The organism is Xanthomonas sp. NCPPB 2866, assembly GCF_041475745.2.
Lineage (GTDB): Bacteria > Pseudomonadota > Gammaproteobacteria > Xanthomonadales > Xanthomonadaceae > Xanthomonas > Xanthomonas arboricola.
The window spans coordinates 4713260-4732640 of sequence record NZ_CM192975.1; the positions used below are offsets into that span (position 1 = coordinate 4713260).

15 protein-coding genes are annotated in these 19381 nt (G+C 66.1%); 6 read left to right on the plus strand and 9 right to left on the minus strand.

The annotated features are described in order from the left end of the window. Nucleotides 1–371 precede the first annotated feature (371 nt). From ACCQ04_RS19985 to ACCQ04_RS20000, 4 genes are all read left to right on the plus strand, one after another. Entirely contained in the window at nt 372–1424 is a 1053-nt protein-coding gene (locus ACCQ04_RS19985; protein ID WP_016904027.1) for a LacI family DNA-binding transcriptional regulator, read from the plus strand. 135 nt (nt 1425–1559) lie between these two features. Beyond that, on the plus strand, nt 1560–4589 hold the full coding sequence (locus ACCQ04_RS19990; protein ID WP_102256377.1) for a TonB-dependent receptor: 3030 nt from the start codon (nt 1560–1562) through the stop codon (nt 4587–4589). 307 nt (nt 4590–4896) lie between these two features. Further along, entirely contained in the window at nt 4897–7929 is a 3033-nt protein-coding gene (locus ACCQ04_RS19995; RefSeq protein ID WP_039527680.1) for a TonB-dependent receptor domain-containing protein, read from the plus strand. 250 nt (nt 7930–8179) lie between these two features. Next, on the plus strand, nt 8180–9700 hold the full coding sequence (locus ACCQ04_RS20000) for a tryptophan halogenase family protein (protein WP_104627652.1): 1521 nt from the start codon (nt 8180–8182) through the stop codon (nt 9698–9700). A 205-nt stretch (nt 9701–9905) separates the two neighbouring features. Here ACCQ04_RS20000 and ACCQ04_RS20005 read toward each other — a convergent pair whose 3' ends face one another. The 4 genes from ACCQ04_RS20005 to ACCQ04_RS20020 all read right to left on the minus strand — a co-directional run bounded on the left by ACCQ04_RS20005 (nt 9906) and on the right by ACCQ04_RS20020 (nt 13174). Next, nucleotides 9906–10601 carry a hypothetical protein gene (locus tag ACCQ04_RS20005; protein ID WP_184381416.1) on the minus strand — a complete coding sequence of 232 codons (696 nt, stop codon included), beginning with the start codon at nt 10599–10601 and terminating at the stop codon, nt 9906–9908. A 5-nt stretch (nt 10602–10606) separates the two neighbouring features. Then, a complete protein-coding gene (locus ACCQ04_RS20010; protein ID WP_226428031.1) occupies nt 10607–11203 on the minus strand; it encodes a hypothetical protein in 597 nt (198 codons plus the stop codon). Nucleotides 11204–11480: 277 nt separating this feature from the next. Then, complete coding sequence (pyrF, locus tag ACCQ04_RS20015) at nt 11481–12212, minus strand: orotidine-5'-phosphate decarboxylase (protein WP_372358618.1); 732 nt, start codon at nt 12210–12212, stop codon at nt 11481–11483. Next, nucleotides 12209–13174: a 5'-nucleotidase, lipoprotein e(P4) family gene (locus ACCQ04_RS20020; RefSeq protein ID WP_167764294.1), complete on the minus strand. Its 966-nt coding sequence runs from the start codon at nt 13172–13174 to the stop codon at nt 12209–12211. The genes pyrF and ACCQ04_RS20020 overlap by 4 nt, the downstream gene beginning before the upstream one ends. Nucleotides 13175–13190: 16 nt before the next feature. Here ACCQ04_RS20020 and ACCQ04_RS20025 point away from each other — a divergent pair, with 16 nt between their 5' ends. Further along, nucleotides 13191–13397 (plus strand): hypothetical protein, encoded by a 207-nt coding sequence (locus tag ACCQ04_RS20025; protein ID WP_226428029.1) that lies wholly within the window; start codon nt 13191–13193, stop codon nt 13395–13397. Nucleotides 13398–13455: 58 nt separating this feature from the next. Next, nucleotides 13456–14112: a YceH family protein gene (locus ACCQ04_RS20030; protein WP_226428028.1), complete on the plus strand. Its 657-nt coding sequence runs from the start codon at nt 13456–13458 to the stop codon at nt 14110–14112. Nucleotides 14113–14271: 159 nt separating this feature from the next. Here ACCQ04_RS20030 and ACCQ04_RS20035 read toward each other — a convergent pair whose 3' ends face one another. From ACCQ04_RS20035 to ACCQ04_RS20055, 5 genes are read right to left on the minus strand one after another with little or no spacing between them, the layout of a single operon-like run. Continuing rightward, nucleotides 14272–15123 carry an STM4011 family radical SAM protein gene (locus tag ACCQ04_RS20035; RefSeq protein WP_024937646.1) on the minus strand — a complete coding sequence of 284 codons (852 nt, stop codon included), beginning with the start codon at nt 15121–15123 and terminating at the stop codon, nt 14272–14274. A 7-nt stretch (nt 15124–15130) separates the two neighbouring features. Then, entirely contained in the window at nt 15131–16492 is a 1362-nt protein-coding gene (locus ACCQ04_RS20040; RefSeq protein ID WP_024937647.1) for an STM4012 family radical SAM protein, read from the minus strand. After that, a complete protein-coding gene (locus ACCQ04_RS20045; protein ID WP_226428027.1) occupies nt 16489–17307 on the minus strand; it encodes an STM4013/SEN3800 family hydrolase in 819 nt (272 codons plus the stop codon). The genes ACCQ04_RS20040 and ACCQ04_RS20045 overlap by 4 nt, the downstream gene beginning before the upstream one ends. After that, on the minus strand, nt 17300–18421 hold the full coding sequence (locus ACCQ04_RS20050; protein WP_154833456.1) for an STM4014 family protein: 1122 nt from the start codon (nt 18419–18421) through the stop codon (nt 17300–17302). Before ACCQ04_RS20050 ends, ACCQ04_RS20045 begins: the two co-directional genes overlap by 8 nt. A 19-nt stretch (nt 18422–18440) precedes the next feature. Beyond that, nucleotides 18441–19352: an STM4015 family protein gene (locus ACCQ04_RS20055; RefSeq protein ID WP_102256370.1), complete on the minus strand. Its 912-nt coding sequence runs from the start codon at nt 19350–19352 to the stop codon at nt 18441–18443. Nucleotides 19353–19381: the final 29 nt, after the last annotated feature.

Here is a 19381-nt window from a genome sequence, read left to right on the forward strand (position 1 = left end):
GCTGTCTGAACGCACTGGCGGCAAGGCGCGCGACAACCGTGCGCCCGGGTACGGTACGGAAACGTTAGATTTTCGTAGTTCCATGCATGTTGTCGCCTAGTGTCCGACATTGACTGCCGTTGTCCTTCCCGGACAAACTTGTCCAGGGGATGCCGCCAAGCCCTTGTGCCACCTGCGTTTGGCTCAATGGTGCAGCGCATCATGTAAGCGCTTGCAGTTCCTGCTAGCGTGCGCGCCATCTCGCTCTGAGGTCGCCATCGGTTGGGGCCGATGTCATTCATGTGCATGTGTGACACGAACGTTCTGCGCCAGCGGACCGTGCGACCCTTCCCGGCGTGCGGTGGCAACCGCGTTGTCCTGGAGGTTTTGCCATGAGTCGGCCACGCTCCGAAGGCGGTAGCGTCACCATCAAGGACGTCGCGCGCGAAGCGCAGGTGTCGGTGGCAACGGTCTCGCGCACCATGAATGGGCACCAGCATGTGGCCGAGTCGGTGCGCGAGCGCGTGCTGCAGGTGGCCCGCGCGCTGCATTACATCCCGCACCACGCCGCGCGCAGCCTCAGCAGCCGGCGCACCCACACCATCGGGGTGGTGTTGCCGGACCTGCATGGCGAGTTCTTTTCCGAACTGATCCGCGGCATCGACCAGGTGGCGCGCGAGCAGGGCTACCACCTGCTGGTGTCCAGCTCGCACGGCGACCCGCAGGCGCAGCGCAAGGCGCTGGAACGCCTGCCCGGGCGCGTGGACGGGGTGGTGGTGATGTCGCCCTCGCTGGGCGACTCCGGCGTGCACGAGGACGCCCTGCCCGGCGGCCTGCCGGCAGTGCTGCTCAACTGCGCCGGCACGGCCAGCCAGCGCCCGGTGCTCAACGTGGACAACTACGGCGGCGCGCGGACGATGACCCGGCACCTGCGCGACAGCGGCCACCGCCGCATCGCCTTCATCGCCGGGCCGGCCGACAACTTCGATGCGCATGAGCGTCTGCGCGGCTACCGCGACGAGCTGGCGCTGGATGCCGACGTGCAGCCGTGGGTGCTGCCGGGCAACTTCGACGAAGAGTCCGGCTACCGCGCCGGCCAGACGCTGGCACAGGGCGCGCGCCCGGATGCGGTGTTCGCGGCCAACGACATGATGGCGCTGGGCTGCCTGTTCGCGCTCGGCCATGCCGGGCTGAAGGTGCCGCAGGACATCGCGCTGGCCGGCTTCGACGACGTGCCGATGGCGCGCTACGTGCTGCCGGCGCTGACCACCATGCGGGTGGATATCGCCGGGCTGGGCGCGCGGGCATTGCAGTTGCTGCTGGGCCAGCAACTGGTCGATGCGCCCGCCCCGCCCGCCGATGCCGCCCCCCCGGCGTTTTCCGAGATGGTTCCCGAACTGATCGTGCGCGCGTCCAGCGCGCCGCGGGCGGCGCCTCCCACCTGAAACGCGCCACCACGCTTTGCCGAACGTGTGTTGCTTGCAGTCCTTTGCCGTTGTTGCCAGCTGTCCCGCTTGACGCAGTACCGACGCGCCAGCCACTCCGCTGGTTCGCGCTTTACCCCTGGGAGGGGGAAAGTCATGAAGAATTACCGCACCGTCTCCACCCTGCCAGCGCGCAGCCTGTTGTGCTGCGCCCTTGCCGCCTCGTTGCTGGCCAGCACCCCGGCCATGGCCCAGTCCAGCAATGCGACCTTGCGCGGCCAGGTTGCGGCAGCACAGGCCGGCACCACCGTGACCGCGACCAATGTCGCCAGCGGTGCCGTCCGACGCGTGCCCACCGGCGCCGACGGCAGCTACGCGCTGGTCGGCCTGCCCCCGGGCACCTACAAGGTGGATGCCGGCCCCGGCAGCGAGCAGACCGTGACCCTGTCGGTGGCCTCGTCGGTCACCTTGAACCTGGGCGGCAGCGCAGCCGCGGCGCCTGCCGGCGATGCCACCACGCTGGATGCGGTGCAGGTCACCGCCACCACGCTGCAGGAGGTCAAGACCTCCGAAGTGGGCACCAACGTGTCGCTGAAGCAGATCAGCACCGTGCCGCAGCTGACGCGCAACTTCCTGGAGTTCGCCGACACCGTGCCGGGCATGCAGTTCGAGACCAACTCCAACGGCAACAGCCAGATCCGCGGCGGCGCGCAGGGCAGCTCGGCGGTGAACGTCTACATCGACGGCGTCGGCCAGAAGAGCTACCTGTTCGGTGGCGTGTCCGGGCAGGAGCAGAGCGCGGGCAACCCGTTCCCGCAGCTGGCCATCGGCGAGTACAAGGTCATCACCTCCAACTACAAGGCCGAGTTCGACCAGGTCGGTTCGGCGGCGATCGTGGCCTCGACCAAGTCCGGCGGCAATGAGTTCCACGGCGAGATCTTCGGGCGCACCAGCAATACCGATTTCCGCGCGCGTCAGCCCGACGAACGCGCCGGCGCGCCCAACTCCGATGGCAGCAAGCGCAAGACCCACCAGGACGAATACGGCTTTGCGCTGAGCGGGCCGATCGTGCAGGACAAGGCGCATTTCTTCTTCAGCTACGAAGGCAAGGGCTTCGAGGTCTCGGCCGATCCGGTGGCCGTGCCCGATCGCTTCAGCGCGCTCAGCGACGACCTGCCCGCCGGCGTGCAGAGCCGGCTCGGCTCGGTCACCCGCCCGTTCAACGAAGACCTGTACTTCGGCAAGGTCGACTGGGACATCGGCGAGAACGACCGCCTCGAGCTCACCGGCAAGTACCGCGACGAGGAAAGCCGCGACAGCGTCGGCGGCCAGACCACCGCGATCGCCTCCAAGATCAACCTCAACACCGAAAAGCGCTTCGACCTGCGCTGGCAGCATTACGGCGAGCGCTACGTCAACGAAGCGCGCGTGTCCTATGAGGACGTGCTGTTCAATCCCACCGCCTATACCGTGGGCAGCCAGAGCGTGTACACGCGCGGCATCGCCGAAGACGACGTGCTGCTCAACGACGGCGCCACCAGCGGCCTGGCGATCCAGCGCAAGGGCCAGAAAGGCCCCAGCTTCCAGAACGACCTGACCTTCAACAACCTGGAGTGGCACGGCAACCACGTCATCAAGATGGGCGTGAAGTACAAGGAAGTGGAGCTGACCCAGAGCGAGAACTCTGCGGCCAACCCGTCGTTCTACTACGCGGTGGGCGATGGCGCGGGCACCTCGGCCATTCCCTACCAGGTGCGCTTCAACCTGCCGTTCGCCGGTGCCGCACCGTCGGTGACCACCACCAGCAAGCAGCTGGGCCTGTACATCCAGGACGATTGGGACGTCAACGACAAGCTGCAGTTGAATATCGGCGTGCGCTGGGATGGCGAAAAGATTCCCTCGTACCTGGACAACGTGACCCCGCCGGAAGTGGTGGCGGCCTTGAACGGCCCCGGCACCGATCCTGCCGTGAGCGCCACCTATGCCGAGCAGCTGGCCAAGGGCGGGGTGGACATCAACGACTACATCAGCAACGGCCGCAATCGCAAACAGGACAACAACAATTTCGCACCGCGCCTGGGCTTTTCCTACGACTTCCGTGGCGACGAGTCGCTGGTGCTGTTCGGCGGTGCCGGCCGCAGCTACGACCGCAACCTGTTCGACGTGATGGGCCTGGAGCAGATCAAATCCGCGCTGGCGCAGTACACGATCCGCTTTGCCGGGCCCACCAACTGCGTCCCGGCGCCGGGTACCTGCACCGCCTTCGATCCGACCTATGTGAGCAATCCCGACAGCCTGGCCAACCTGGTCGATGCGCGCGTGCGCAACGGCGAAATCGACCTGCTCAACAACGATCTGAAGACGCCGTATGCCGACCAGTATTCGCTGGGCCTGCGCACCCAGTTGGGCGACTGGAACACCTCGGCCACGCTGTCGTACATCCACAGCAAGGACGGTTTCATCTTCACCCTGGGCAACCGCTATGCCAACGGCGATTTCTTCCAGAACGGCAACCAGGCGTTCGGCCAGACACCCCGTGGCTTCGGCAACCTGATCATCGGCAACAACGGCGTGGAGACCAAGACCGGCCAGTTGCTGCTGTCGGCAGACAAGCCCTATACGCAGGAGAGCGGCTGGGGCCTGACCGCGGCCTACACCTTCTCGCGTGCGCGCGGCAATCGCGGCAACGACGATCGCTACGGATTCGATGCGGCCACCATTGCCGACTATCCGTTCCTGGATCTCAATGCAGTGCCGCGCCACCGCCTGGTGCTTACCGGCATCTACGACCTGTTCTGGGGCATCAGCGGCTCGGCCAAGCTGACCCTGGCCACGGTGCCGCCGCGCAACGAGGCGATCTCCTACGACCAGTACGGCGGCCCGAGTTCGGACAATATCCGCGTGGTCTCGGTGGATGCGCCCGGCGGCAAGTTCATCGCCGGCGGCGACATCTTCGGCACCCGCCAGCTGGACCTGTCGTTGTCCAAGGACATGCACATCACCGATGCGGTGACGGTGCAGGTGCGCGGTGATCTGATCAATGCGCTGAACTTCCGCAACTACGATCAGTACAGCATCGACTGGGGCAGTGCCGGCGTGTACGACCCGCGCGTGAGCATCAACCAGTACGGCGCGATGTCCACTCCGCCACGGACCTTGTTCATGAGCGCACGCATCATCTGGTAACGGCTGCGTTGGCGGCTCCGGCGTCACGGCGCCGGTACCGCACCCGCTGCCTAAGCTGCATCGGCCCCACGGCAATGGGGAGGGGCCGGCCGCAGGCTTGTTGCATCGTCCCGATTGAGGTGTGTTGCTGCGGCGCGACGCGCGATGCCGCAGACGGCACGCTCCGGTTGGCGACCGTTTTTGCTGTGTTTGCCGTCCCTGCTGTTTGTTTGTTGCCCGCTGTACCCGTTCCATCCACACCAAGCACCAACCTCGACGCGCCAGTCACTTCACTGGTTCGCGCTTTACCCCTGGGAGGGGGAAAGTCATGAAGACTCACCGCACCGTCTCCACCCTGCCGGCACGTAGCCTGTTGTGCTGCGCCCTGGCTGCCTCGTTGTTCGCCACCACCCCGGCCATGGCCCAGTCCAGCAACGCCACGTTGCGCGGACAGGTCGCTTCCGCACAGAGCGGCAGCGAGGTCGTCGTCACCAACCTCGCCACCGGCTCGGTGCGACGCGCACCGGTCAATGCCAACGGCAACTACACCATCGTCGGTCTGCAGCCGGGCACATACAAGGTCGAATCCAACGGCGCCAGCCGCACGGTGACCCTGTCGGTGGCCTCCAGCGCCACCGTCGATCTCGGCACGGAGGCGGCCGCGGCGCCCGCCGGCGACGCGACCACACTGGACACGGTGACGGTCAGCGCGCCGATGATTCGCGACGTCAAGACCTCCGAGGTGGGTAACACGGTGTCGCTGCGCCAGATCCAGCAGCTGCCGCAGGCCACGCGCAACTTCCTGGAATTCGCCGACACCGTGCCGGGCATGGTGTTCACCATCGACCAGGACGGCAACACCAAGCTGCGCGGCGGTGCGTCTAACGCCAGCTCCAGCAATCTCTACATCGACGGCGTGAGCCAGAAGAGCTACGTTTCCGGCGGCGGCATCGCCGGCCAGGACGAGACCCAGGGCAACCCGTTCCCGCAGCTGGCGATCGGCGAATACAAGGTCATCACCTCCAACTACAAGGCCGAATACGGCCAGATCAGCGGCGCGGCGATCACTGCGGCGACCAAGTCCGGCACCAACGAGTTCCATGGCGAAGCGTTCTACCGCTTCACCAATCAGGACCTGCGTAAGCAACGCCCGGACGAAGCCGATGGCAAGGTCGATTCGCAGACCAAGGAATATGGTTTTGCGATCGGCGGCCCGCTGATCCAGGACCGCATGCACTTCTTCTTCGCCTACGAAGGCAAGGACAACGTCGCGCCCAAGAGCGTGCAGCCCAGTGCCGAAGCGGCGCCATTCATCGGCCTGCTGCCGTCGAACCTGCGCGACCAGTACGGCGCGTCCAACATGCCGTTCACCGAAGATCTGTATTTCGGCAAGATCGACTTCGAACCGACCGACAACGATCGCATCGAACTGGCCACGCAGTATCGCGACGAAACCCAGGTCAGCAACGTGGGCGGCCAGAACGCGCCCGACCGCGCGGTGGACAAGATCAACAAGGACAAGCGCACCAGCCTGCGTTGGCAGCACAGTGCCGACAGCTGGTTCAACGAAGCCATCCTCACCACCGAAGATTCGCGCAATGTGCCGACGCCGCGCGGTGTGGGCAACGGTTCCATCTACACCTACATCGATCGCACCCAGGCCGATCCGCGCCAGTGGGTGTTCCTCAACACCGGCGCCGCCAGTGGCGAAGACTTCAAGTTGCGTAGCCAGAAGGGTTGGTCGTTCCAGAACGACCTGACCTTCAACGCACTGCAGTGGCATGGCGAGCACACCATCAAGACCGGTGTGACCTACCGCGACATCAAGCTGACCTCGCGCGAATCGAGCTCGCTCAATCCGCAGTTCAGCTATGAAGTCGGCCAGAACGGCGTGGCGCCAGTGCCCTTCCAGGTGCGCTACATCCGTGCGTTCGACAACCCCGGCCAGCTGCCGGTGGTCGAGTCGCCGTCCAAGCAGTACGGCATCTATCTGCAGGACGACTGGGCCGCCACCGACAAGCTGATGATCAACATCGGCGTGCGCTACGACTACGAAGACACCCCGGCCTACACCGACTTCGTAACCTCGCAGCCGTTCGTGGATGCGCTGTATTCCGACGACCCGGAAAACCCCGGTCAGCCGTGGGCCAACCGCCTGCTGCCCAGCGGCGTCAACGTGGCCGATTACATCAGCACCGGCAACAACCGCAAGAACTTCAAGGACGCTTGGGCACCGCGTCTGGGCTTCTCCTACGACCTGTTCGGCGATGAGGCGGCAGTGATCCACGGCGGCGCGGGCCGTTCCTACGACCGCAACCTGTTCGAACAGCTCGCACTGGAATCGGTCAAGGCCGCGCTGTCGCCGGTGGTGGTGTACTTCAGCGATGCCGCCAGCGGCCAGGGCTGCTTCCGCGACGACCGCGCCTGTGCGCCTTGGAATCCGGCGTTTCTCACCGGCATCGATCAGCTCAACACGATCCCCGGCACCAGCGACAGCTCCGAGCTTTTCATGTTCAAGAACAAGCTCAAGACCCCGTACAGCGACCAGTACAGCATCGGCATCAGCAACCAGGTCGGCGATTGGCTGACCGATGTCACCTTCCAGCGGATCCTGTCCTACGACGGGCTGGTGATGAGCCTGGTCAACCGCTATCCGAACGGCGCGTACTTCGATGCCAATGGCGGCGTGCCGTGGGGCGAGCCGGTGCCGGGCTATCGCAACACCATCATCGGCAACAACGGTCTGGAGCAGCGCAGCAGCCAGGTGTTGCTGTCGGCCGAAAAGCCCTACACCAAGGAATCGGGTTGGGGCTTGAACCTGGCGTACACGCATACCAGCGCGCGCCAGAACCGCAACATCGACGAGCCGTTTGCATTCGACAAGGCCACCATCCGCGACTATCCGTTCGTGAAGTCCGATGCGGTCTCGGCGCACCGCTTCGTGGCCTCCGGCTCGCTGGATGGTCCGTGGGGTGTCACCTTCGGTGCCAAGCTGGTGCTGGCCACGCCTGAGCCGATCAACACGATTGCCTGCTACGGCTTCACCGATCCCGATGGCGGCACCTGCCAGCAGATCGGCGTCACTCCGCCGGGCAACGGCAAGTTCCTGCTGGGCGGCAAGATCTGGGGCTACCGCACCGTGGATCTGCAGGCCACCAAGGACTTCACCGTGGCTGGCGACTTCAAGCTGACCGCACGGGTGAACGTGCTCAACGTGTTCGATTTCAAGAACTTCACCCAGTACCAGTACAACAGCTTCGGCAGCAATGGTCGGCTGGAGCCGGACATCACCGTGGTCAATGACGGCGAGATCAGCTACGTGCCACGCAGCGTGATTTTCGAAGTGGGTGCAAAGTTCTGATCCACTGCAACGTGCACGCGCATGCGCCTGCATGCGCGTGAGTCGAACGGGGCCGCGTGGCCCCGTTCGCCTGTCAGCTTTCAGAGTGGCGAACAAAACATAGCGGGCAGTCGTCTGTTGGATGCATCACACACTTGCGACGTAACGGTGTGCACGTGGTGCATGCTGCCCCGTGTATCGATTGCAACCGCCTGGCAATGATCACAGACTTTTTGTTGGCGGCTTCTATTCTTCTCAGGACCGGACTTTCATGATCCCCGCTCCCCTCCGCAACATCGTCATCGTCGGCGGTGGCACCGCTGGCTGGATGGCCGCCGCGGCATTCGCGCGCGTGCTTGGCCCCGGCTTCAAGGTGCAGCTGATCGAGTCCGAACAGCTCGGCACCGTCGGCGTCGGCGAGGCCACCGTGCCGCACATCAAGGCCTTCAATAACCTGCTCGGCATCGACGAAGCCGAGTTCGTCCGCCAGACCCAGGGCAGCTTCAAGCTTGGCATCGAGTTCGTCGACTGGCAGCGGCCCGGCACGTCGTACATCCATGGCTTCGGCACCCAGATTGGGCACCCGCTCGGGCTGCTGCCGTTCCACCAGTACTGGATCAAGCAGCACGCGCGCGGCAAGGCGCAGCCGCTGGGTGCCTACACGCTCAACACCGTGGCCGCGGTGCGCGGCAAGTTCATGACCTCGGCCGGCGATGTGCCGGCCAATTCGCCGCTGGCCAATATCGCCTACGCGTATCACTTCGATGCCACGCAGTACGCGCGCTTCTTGCGCACTTACGCCGAACAGCGCGGCGTCACCCGTATCGAAGGCCTGGTCGAGCAGGTGCAGCTGCATGCGGACAGCGGCCACGTGCAATCGCTGCAGCTGGCCTCCGGGCAGGTCGTCAGCGGCGACCTGTTCATCGACTGCTCCGGCTTCCGTGGGCTGTTGATCGAAGAAGCGCTGCACACCGGCTACCACGACTTCACCCATTGGCTGCCCTGCGACCGCGCCCTGGCGGTGCCGAGCGAAAACGTCGGCCCGCCCACGCCGTATACGCGCTCCACCGCGCGCGCGGCCGGCTGGCAGTGGCGCATCCCGCTGCAGCACCGCACCGGCAACGGCTATGTGTACTCCAGCGCGCACATCAGCGACGACGAAGCCGCCGCGACGCTGCTCGCCAACCTGGAGGGCAAGCCGCTGGCCGACCCGCGCCCGCTGCGCTTCACCACCGGGCGGCGCAAGCAGTTCTGGAACCGCAATGTGGTGGCGCTGGGCCTGGCCAGCGGCTTCCTGGAACCGCTGGAATCGACCAGCATCCATCTGATCCAGGCCGGCATTTCCCGGCTGCTGGAGCTGTTTCCACGCGAGGGCATCAGCCCGGTGCTGGTGCAGCGCTACAACGACCGGCTGGCGTTCGAGTTCGACCGCATCCGCGATTTCCTGGTGCTGCATTACCACGCCACCGAGCGCGACGACAGCGCGTTCTGGCGCCACTGCCGCACCATGCCGATCACCCCGGAGCTGCAGACCACGCTGGACCTGTTCCGCGACAGCGGGCGCTTCTACCGCAATGCCGAGGAGATGTTCGCCGAGATCAGCTGGGTGCAGGTGATGGTCGGCCAGGGCATCCTGCCGCGGGGCTACCACCCGCTGGTGGACCAGGTGCCCGATCACGACGCCGAACGCTTCCTGGCCAGCGTGGCGCAGACCATCGGCCACTGCGTGGACGTCATGCCGACCCACCAGCAGTTCATCGATCGCTACTGCAAGGCAGCGGCGCCGCGTTGAGCGACGGCACCGCCGACGCAGTCGCTGCAAGCACCGATCGGCAGGCAAAAAAAAGGACCGGGCACAAGGCCCGATCCCTTCGAAAACCGGGACAAGCCCGGTGGACAATGAGTGGCACAGCTTCCGACTGACATCGGACGAGGGGCATCGTACGCAGGCTTTAACGTTAAAGCAACACTTTAATAATATCTACGTAACTCATTGATTAGTCAGAAGCAGCGACCGCTGCGGTCTCGTGAAACAAGGTCGGGAAGTTGCGTGCGAACTCTTCGCTGCACTGAGCAACGTAGTCAGCACCCACCTGCTTCACCTTGGCGTAGTCTGCCGCTTGCCAGTCGGCCAGTGACAACTCAATGGGTGCCGGATTGCAGCGTTGTGTGACCGTTGCCTGGCGCTGGCCGTCGCGGTCCGGAGCACGCGCTTCCATATCCAATGAAAGGTGCAATTGGTAGGGCGTCTGCGAATCCGACAACGAAGTGTAGATCAATGCCCATGTGGCGGGACGGATCACAAACTGCGCGGGCGGCGTGGCCGCAGGATGCGCCAGCGCATAACTGCGCAGTTGTTCTTCCAGCGCGTGCGGGAGTTCCTTGATTGAAGGATCTACCAGATCCTCATTCGGGTCACCGAGCAGATCCTCCTTCTTAAATGCCGTAATGTTTCCGCCGGTGCTCATCGCCCCGAAGATTCCCTGCATGACTTTCAGGCTGGTTGCCTTTGCGGTGTGCGAGCGATGCACGACACGCAACCCGGTGGTCTTGCGATAGGTATCTTTCGACGCGACCACGGTCAATGGTGGCTGGATCGGCTCGGCGACGATCGCCTTGGGTTTTGGAGCCGTTGCGCAGGCGCTGAGCAGTGCGGCGCCCAGGCCAATGGAGATTAAACGGACATGTGCCATGGCAATCATTCCTTTGAGGTGGCGGGGCAGCTGGGTAACGCGGCGGCAATGGCGCGGCGTTCGGTCGTACCGTCGTTACGCTTTGTCAGGGCATACACATCGAGCCGGCAGCGGCCCGCACCGAAATCCACGTGCGCCTCGTAATCGATACCCGATTCCGGCACGAAACTCCGCGTGGTTGCGCAAGTCGGCCCGTGACCGATCGGGGCATTGCAGACCATTCGATAGCCTGGCGGCGCTTTGGGACACGTCTGACTGGCTACAGCACCGGCACTGAAACCCACCACCATGGGTTCACCTGCCCGCACAGCCAATTCCAAGGGATGTTTGGGTGTATCGCTCAAGCGCGGCATGCCCAGATCCTGCCCACCGAACACCAGCGAGCGAGCAGCTCTGCCAAATCCCGGCACGTTGGCACGGTCGCACGTGGTCCCAGGGTAGATGACGGTATTACCGTCATCGCCGACGATGCGCAGACGCGTTCGTTGACCGTCGGTGGGTTCGTTGTAGCGGAACAACTCAGGCACGTTGGCGACGAGAGAACAGGCGCCAAGGCCAATACAAAGCACCACCGCAGTTAGCGGCCGAAAAAGATCACGCATGACACTGCTATCCGAAACCGGTGTCCCATATCGGCAGCGACCGGCAGCGCGAGACGCTGCGGTAGTACCGTCCTTGGGCGATATGGCGCAAACATCGCGCACATGCGCATCCTTGCAGACGATGGTCACCGTCTAGGTCGCCTGCCGATAAAGAATTACGTTTTCACGTAATCCTCACCAGCAGGCAATACCCCACCCCAGGTGGGTGATTTCCCTACCTGAGTTGACTGGCTATCGCATTTCGCATCTTGCGAGGTCGCAAGAAACCGCAGCCGCCTTACTCGTGACGTTGCCCCAATGCAGTACGAATCTCGGCCTGGATCGCATTCGCCGCAGCGGCCGGATCGGCAGCCAGGCGGATCGGCCGGCCAACCACGATGGCATCGGCGCCGTCGTGGAAGGCCTGCGCCACACCCACGGTGCGTCGCTGGTCGTCGCCGACCGGGCCGCCGGGGCGGATGCCGGGGCAGACGATCGAAAACCCTGCGCCGGTGGCGCTGCGGATCCGGCCGGCCTCCTGGCCGGAGGCGATCACCCCGTCGATGCCGGCGGCCTGCGCGGCCAGCGCGCGCTCCACCACCACCTCCACCGGTTCGCGGTCGATGCCCATCGCCGCCAGGTCCGGCCGGCCCATCGAGGTCAGCACGGTCACCGCCAGCAGGCGCATGTCGCCGTGGTTGGCCTCGGCGGCGGCCTGCAGCATGCCGGCGTGCCAGCCGTGCACGGTGCAATAGCTCACCGGCCACTGCGCCAGGCGGCGGATGGTGCCGGCCACGGTGGCCGGGATGTCGAAGAACTTCAGGTCCACGAACACGCGCTTGTCGCGCCTGGCCAGGGCGTCGAGCACCTGGAAGTACTCGCCAGAGGCCAGCAGCTCCATGCCGATCTTGTAGAAGCACACCGACTCGCCCAGGCGGTCGACCCAGGCGATCGCCTCGTCGTGGCCGGGCACATCCAGCGCAAAGATCAACCGCTCATGCGCGGCCAGCGGCAACGGGGCGCGGCTCATCGGGCCACCTCCAGCGCGGCGCGCTTGGCATCGTGGCGCTGCTGCCAGGGCTGGGCGTAATCGTTGTTGAACTGCGCCGGCTCCCAGCCGCCGTAGCTGGGGTTGGGCAGCATCCACCAGCGCTCGCCGAACCAGTCGTGGTACTGCTGCAGCAGCGCCCCACGCGCCTGGCCGGTGTTGGCGGTGACCTGCACGAAGTCGCCCAACTGGTCGCCGAACTGCATCAGCACGCGGTACTTCTGGCCGGCCAACTGGCGCCGGCAGTTCTTCTCGCTGCCGTTCTGCTCGCAGCCCTGGACCACCGTGCCAAGGCCCAGAAACACGCTGTCATCGGCCACCGGCAGCCCGACGCTGCGCAGGTTGGCAAGCGTGGCGTCCTTCAGGTGCACGGCGCGGTTGGAGATGTAGACCAGGGTGATGCCGCGAGCGTTGGCGGCCTTGGCGAAATCCACCACGCCCGGGATCGGCTTGGCCTTCTTCTCGGCCACCCACTGGTCCCAACTCAGCTCGTCATATTCCTTGCCGTCGCGCAGCAGGCGCGCCTGGTACGGCGAGTTGTCCAGCACCGTCTCGTCCACGTCCAGCACCACCGCCGGCTTCAGCCCGGTGGCGGCATTGCCGCGTTCCTCGGGCACCAGCGCATCCCAGTTGGGCTGCTTCAGCGCAGCGTCCAACTTGTCGGCAGCGGCGCGGTAGGTCTGCTCGGCCACGGCGCGGTATTCCTCCGAGCGCTGCATCCACAACACTGCGTTGAGGTTGTCGTCGCCGGCCGGCGCGGTGGCGGCTGCGGGCGGCGTGGCGGTCTTGGCTGCGGCGGCGCCGGCGGCCGCATTGGCGGACACGGCCGCGTCCTGCGCGCGCTGCGCGAGCTCCTTATCGCCGGGTTTGCAGGCGCTCAGGGCCAGCGCGGTGCAGGCGAGCAGGGACAACGGGGCGTAAAGCGAGGGGCGCATGGCATCCACCAGGACAGGAGCGGCAATGAAGACCGCGATTTTAGCGGGTTCGCGCCGCCCCGCCCGCTCCGGCCGACAGCAGTGCTGCGGGCAGCGGCACGTGCGCACGCACGGCGACGTGGTCACCGTGGGATTTGCTGGCGTTGCACGCGTGCCTCATGCGCCTGCGACGACTGACGGCCGCTTCGATCCCGTTGCCGCTCTGGCTGCCCTGCACGGGATCGCGGTCTGAAGAACGCCGATGCAGGATCGGCATATGCTTGTGAGCTGATTGCCCCGGAGTCGCCCCCATGACAGATGCATCTTCCCCGCCCGTCCTCGATACCGCCCAGGCCCGCGTGCTTGGCTGCCTGATCGAAAAAGAGGCGACCACGCCGGATGCGTATCCGCTCACGGTCAATGCCGCGCAGGTGGCCGCCAACCAGAAGACCGCACGCGAGCCGGTGCTGAACCTGCAGACCGGCGTGGTGCATCACGCCCTGCGTCAACTCGAAACCCTGGGGCTGGTCCGCCAGCAGTTCTCCTCGCGCGCCGAGCGTTACGAACACCGGCTGGGCAGCGTGCTGGACCTGACCCGCCAGCAGGTGGCCCTGATCGGCCTGTTGCTGCTGCGCGGCCCGCAAACCCTGGGCGAACTGTTCGCGCGCAGCGAGCGGTTGGCGCGCTTCAACGATGCCGACGACGTGCGCCATCACCTGGACCGTCTCATCCAGCGCAGCCTGGCGGTGCAACTGCCGCGCGCAAGCGGCCAGCGCGAGGACCGCTACATGCATCTGCTCAGCGGCGAGCTGGATCTGGACGCACTGCAGGCCGCAGCTGCCACGCGCGAGAGCACGCCGCGCGGCGCCGACAGCGCTGCCCTGGAAGCGCGCGTGCAGAGCCTGGAAGAGCAGCTGCAGGAACTGCGCGAGCAGGTGACCGCGCTGCTTACCCGCCTGGGCGAGTAAGCGCAGGAAGCGAAGCGCTCGCCCCGCCGCCAGTCGCACGCGGCCAATGCCTGGTGCGGCACGGCCCGCGCGTGCACTGCGGTAACTGCGCGCCGTCCCTGCCAACTGCCCGCCACGGTGCGAGCCGCTCCGGGCAGGTCACCGCTCGGCACTGACGGATCACACCGTCGCCGGCACCCGTTCCAGCACGCCGCCCGCATAGTCGGCCTGGAACGGCAGGTCCGGCCGATGCACATAGCCGATGAAGCAATCGCACCGCGTATTGGGGCAGCTGCGGGCACGCAGCTGCGCGGCGAAACTGCCGTCGTAGAGATTGCCCAGCGGCGTAGCGACGAAGTGGCAGCGCCGCACGGTGCCATCGCCATCCACCGACAGCACCGACTCGCCGGTCAGGCAGGGCGCGCCGAAGCTGGGCGGCGGGGCGAGGTTATAGCCGAAATGCGGATCGATCCGGCTCAAACGCTGCACTTGCTCGGGCGTGTAGTAGTTCGGCGGGCGCGGATCGAAGGCGTTGAGCCACATCGGCGTGGCGGCAGGCAGTGCAGCACGTAGCGCCTCGATCTCGTCCATGTGCGCGTGCGAGGCGACCATGCCCACGCTGTGGCGCACGCCGCGTTCGCGCAATGCCTGGCAGCGCCGCAGGAAGGCCGCGCGCGTCACCTGGCTGGGATGGTAGGTGCACCACAGCGCCAGGCGGTCGAGATTGGCCGCGTCCAGCCAGCGCATGCCCGTGCACAGGTTGGTCTGGATCGCCACGCGGCGCAGCTGCGGCAACTGGCTCAGCTGCACCATCGCGTCGCGGTAATGCCGCCGCACCAGACCCTCGCCCCAGGGCGTGAACAGGATCGACAACGGCCGCGTCTGTGCCTGCGCCCAGCCGACGAACCGCGCCAGATCCTGCGCATCGCGGCGCAGCGCGGCGGGGCTGTCGTAGGTCTTGGCGAACGGGCAGTAATCGCAGGCGTAATTGCAGCTGCTCAGCCGTCCCCGATAGAGCAATGACAGATGCATCGGCCGCTTACCCGACCTGGTACTGCTGCATGCGCTCGACAATCGGCGCAGAGGTCAGCCACGGGCCGATGGTGTCGGCCCGCTCCATGCCTGCGGCGGTGAGCGACAACAGTGCTCCGTGCTGCTGCGCCAGCCCCAGCGCCAGCAACTCCTGCAGCTGCGGCAAGGCCTGCAGGCAATCCAGGCCGAAGCGCTGACGGAAGTCGTCGCGGTCCAGCCCCGGGAACACCAGCAACGACTGGATCGCATGCCGCCGCATGGCATCGTCGGCATCCAGCGCGATGCCGTAGTCGGCGCAGGCGAAGCTGGCCGGATCGCGCGCCAGGTAGTGATCGAGAATCTCCGCCACCGAGCGCCGGCTGACACCGTATTCGCTGGAGTAATGCAGGCCGGCGGTATACGAGCGCGCGCCGCAGCCGATGCCCACCATGCCATCGCTCTGGCAGCAGTACACCGGCGCGTCGCCATCGCGCGCATGCGGGGCGCGGAACATGCGCATAGAGACCTGCGTGTAGCCGGCCGCCAGCAGATGATCGCGTCCGGCCCGGTACAGCACCAGGCGCTCGTCCAGCGGCTCTGGGTGCAGCATGAAGCTGCGTCGCCCGCCGCTCTTGGCCTCGATCCGGCCCAGGCCGGTCATCGGCCGCACGTACAGCGGATACAGATACAGCTCTTCGGGCGCATGCCGCAGTGCGCTGTCGATGGAGGCCAGGAAGCTGTCCACGGTCTGCCCGGCGATGCCGTAGATCAGATCCAGATTCAGCGTCGGGATGTCCTGGGCGCGAATGGTGGCGATCGCCCGCTCCACCGTGTCGCGCTGCTGCGGCCGCACCAGTGCGCTCACTTCGGCGGCGCTGAAACTCTGGATGCCCATGCTGACCCGATCGATGCCGGCCTGCCGGCAGACCCGCAGCCGCTCGGCATCCACGGTTTCCGGCGAGACCTCGATGCCGGCCGGAATGGTGTCCAGCGCAATCGTCGCGTGCTGCGCCACCATGTCGAACACGCGCTGCAATTGCGGAGGAGTCAGATAACTCGGCGTGCCGCCGCCCATCGCAAAGCGCACGAAGCGGTGCGTGCCCAAGGCCTGCACGGTGGCGCGCAATTGCTGCTCCATCTGCAGCAGATAGGCCTCCACCTGCGCCGCTGCCGGGCGTGCCAGCGCGAACAGGTTGCAGAACCCGCAGCGGTACGAGCAGAACGGGATATGCAGGTACAGAAACAGCGCCTGCCGGGGTTCGTCGGCCCAGACCTGCGACAACGGCACGGCCGGCTGCAGCGGCCGGTAACTGGTCTTGTGCGGATACGAGTACGAATAGGCCTGATAGGGCGGCTGGCGCAGCAACTCGGCCAACGAAGGCAGGCTCATGGGGTCACCAGGAAATGGGCATAAGGCACGGTCATCACCACCTCGTGGGCCAGGCGATGGCCATGGTAGCCATCCTCGCCGTAGGCCGTGCCGTGATCGGAACAGACGATGGCAAACGCACCACCACGCGCACGCAGTGCGGCAAACAACGGCGCCAGCGCCGCATCCACATAGCGCAGCGCGGCGCAGTGGCTGTCGAAGTCGTCGCGTACCGCGCCGGGGAGATAATGGCAATTGGGTTGATGCAGGGCCGAGACGTTGATGAAAAGAAAACAGCGGGTATCGCGCAGGGCGGGATCGCCCAGGCGTGCGCAGGCCAGGGCGACCTGGCGCTCGGTCGAATCGGCGGCAGCGACGCCAAACGCCGGCGACCAGTGGCTCTCGTCGAACAGGCCGGGCAACTGCGCACCGAGCGCGTTGGCCTTGTTGAAGAAGCCGGTGCCACCGATGCACAGCGTGTGATACCCGCAGCGCGACAGCCCATCGACGATATCGCCGCTGTCGGCGAACACCTGGGTCTGCGCGACGATGGTCTCGCTGCCGTCGAAGGCCAGCGCGAACAGGCGCGGGTGCGGCCCCTGGCGCGCAGGGGTCGGTAAAAACCCGGCGAAAAAGGCCATGTGGGCCGCGTAGGTAAAGCTGCCCGGCGTGTGCCGCCGCTCCCAGCCATCGGCCGGCAGGTACGGCGCCAGCACCGGCAGCTCGCCCTGTGCAAAACAGCGCTGCGCAGCGTCGTAGCGCAGCGTATCCAAGGTGATCAGCACGATGTCGTACGCACCGACGATGGCGTGCATGTCCGGCAGCGTCTCAACCATGCAGGCGGTTCTCGCAATCGGTGTCGGCGACGCTGCCGACAGTGGCGCCAAGTGCTGCCTGATCCTCGTAAGTCGTGCGTCCCTGCCAGCGCAGCTGCGGCAGCAGGTCGCCAAAGCCGTTGGCTTCCAGCACATGGCAGCGCCCGGCGCGCTGGATCAGGTCGAAACCGATCATGCGACAGTCGGCAAACGCGCTGGCCGCCTGCGCCACGGTGCTGGCGACCGCCGCATCCACGTCGGCACGCCGCCAGGCCTGCGCCGGCAGGCGCCGGTTGCCCAGGTGCAGATTGGTCAGCGGGCCGCGGCTGGCACGCGCCACACGCTGCCGCGCCGCACCGTCGAACGCGATCACGCGCAGGTCGTAGTGATAGCCGGGCAGGCCGGGCGCGCGCGGCTTGGGAATCCACCGCTCCAGGTAAGCGCCCTGCGCGGCGATCGCATCCACCAGCGGCGCGATCTCCTCGGTGCGGGTATAGCGGCGCTGGCGCAATGCGTTGAACACCCGCACCTGGCCGCCCTGCACCACCAGCTCGGCCGAGCCGCTGGCGATCTGGCGCCCATCGCGGTGCCAGCGATACGCCAGCACCCCCGCGCCGGACGATCCGTAGCGCGGCTTGAGAAATGCCTGGTTGCAGCCGCTCGCCTGCAGGCGTTCGCGCAGGCCGGCGTAGCTGTCGACCGTGCCCAGCAGGGCAGGCACGGTGACACCTGCCGCAGCCAGGCGCTGCTGGCAGCCAAGCTTGTCGGTCATTGCCAGCAGATCCGCCGGTGGATTCAGATAGCGTGCCGCCGGCAAGGTCGCAAACAGGTCCGCAAACCCCGCATGCCACAGATGCTGATGCGCGAGTTCGCCATGCGCCAATGGCGCAGGTGCCGGCCCAGGCCGGCCCAGACACTGCCAACCGCGCACGATCAGCGCCTGATGCAACCCCGGCGCCTCGCCCGGCGATTCCAGCTTGACCAGCGCGGCCGGATGCCGCGCCAGCCAGTCCTGCAACGGCGCTGTGGTGTCCAGCAGCTGCAGATAATCGAACACCTTGGCCGCAGGCTGGCCCTGCGCCTGCAATGCCTGCTGCAGGGCGGCAACCCTGCGGCTGTCCCGTGGCCCCACCAAGACCCAATGCGCGCTCACGTCATTCGGAGACAGCGACGTAGCGCTCGTCTTCTTCTTCCTCTTCGGGGTCTTCCAGGATCACCGTGACCGGCAACGTCGTCAGACGCGCCTGCCAGTCGGCAGAAATGTAGTGATGGCTCAGATCGATCCGCTGCAGCTGGCCCAGTTGCGTGCTTTCGACCAGGGCCCGCGCGCCGACATCGCCGATGGTGCCCAGCGACAAGTCCAGCGTGTCCAGGCTGCCCAGCCACGGCTGGGTGGCCAGCCAGCTCGCCAGTTCGTCGGTGTTGGCTGCATTGCGCAGGCCCAGATAGCGCAGACGCTCCGGGCCGATGGCTGCCAGCAGCCGCTGATAGGTGCCCAGATCGCCGTCGTAACCGTAATCCTCCACGCCCAGCCAGAGCTCCAGGTGCTGCAGCGCCGGCAGCGTGGAGTCGGCGATCGCCTGCACGATGGCTGACGGCAGCCCACCGCATTCGATCGCCAGTTCCTGCAGCTGTGTATGCGTGAACGGGGTCAGCACCAATTTGGACGAACCGCGCACGCGCAGCGATTGCAGCGCCGGAAATGCGGCCAGCAGCGGGGTGTAGTCGGTCTGGATGATCCACGACACCTCGCAGTCCTCGCAGACCATGTCGCCGACGAACAGCGCGCGCAACGCGGTCAGTTCGTCGCGGCGTTCGATCAGCCGCTGCAGATAGCCGCTGGGGCCTTCCTCGTAGGATTCACGCCAGGGGCCGATGATCAATGCCTGGATGCTGGCCGGGTCGACCTGCGCCAGCAGGCTGTCGAGCAACTCCGCCTGGCTGCCTTCGCCTTCGTAGTCCTGGCGCAGCCGGTACACAACGTCGCCGCCGCTGGCGGGCTGGTCCACACTGAAGTCCACCACGCGCTTGCCGCGATAGAATTCCGAATACTCGCCGATCGTCATTGCATTGCCTCCCTGGCTCGGTGAGCGCA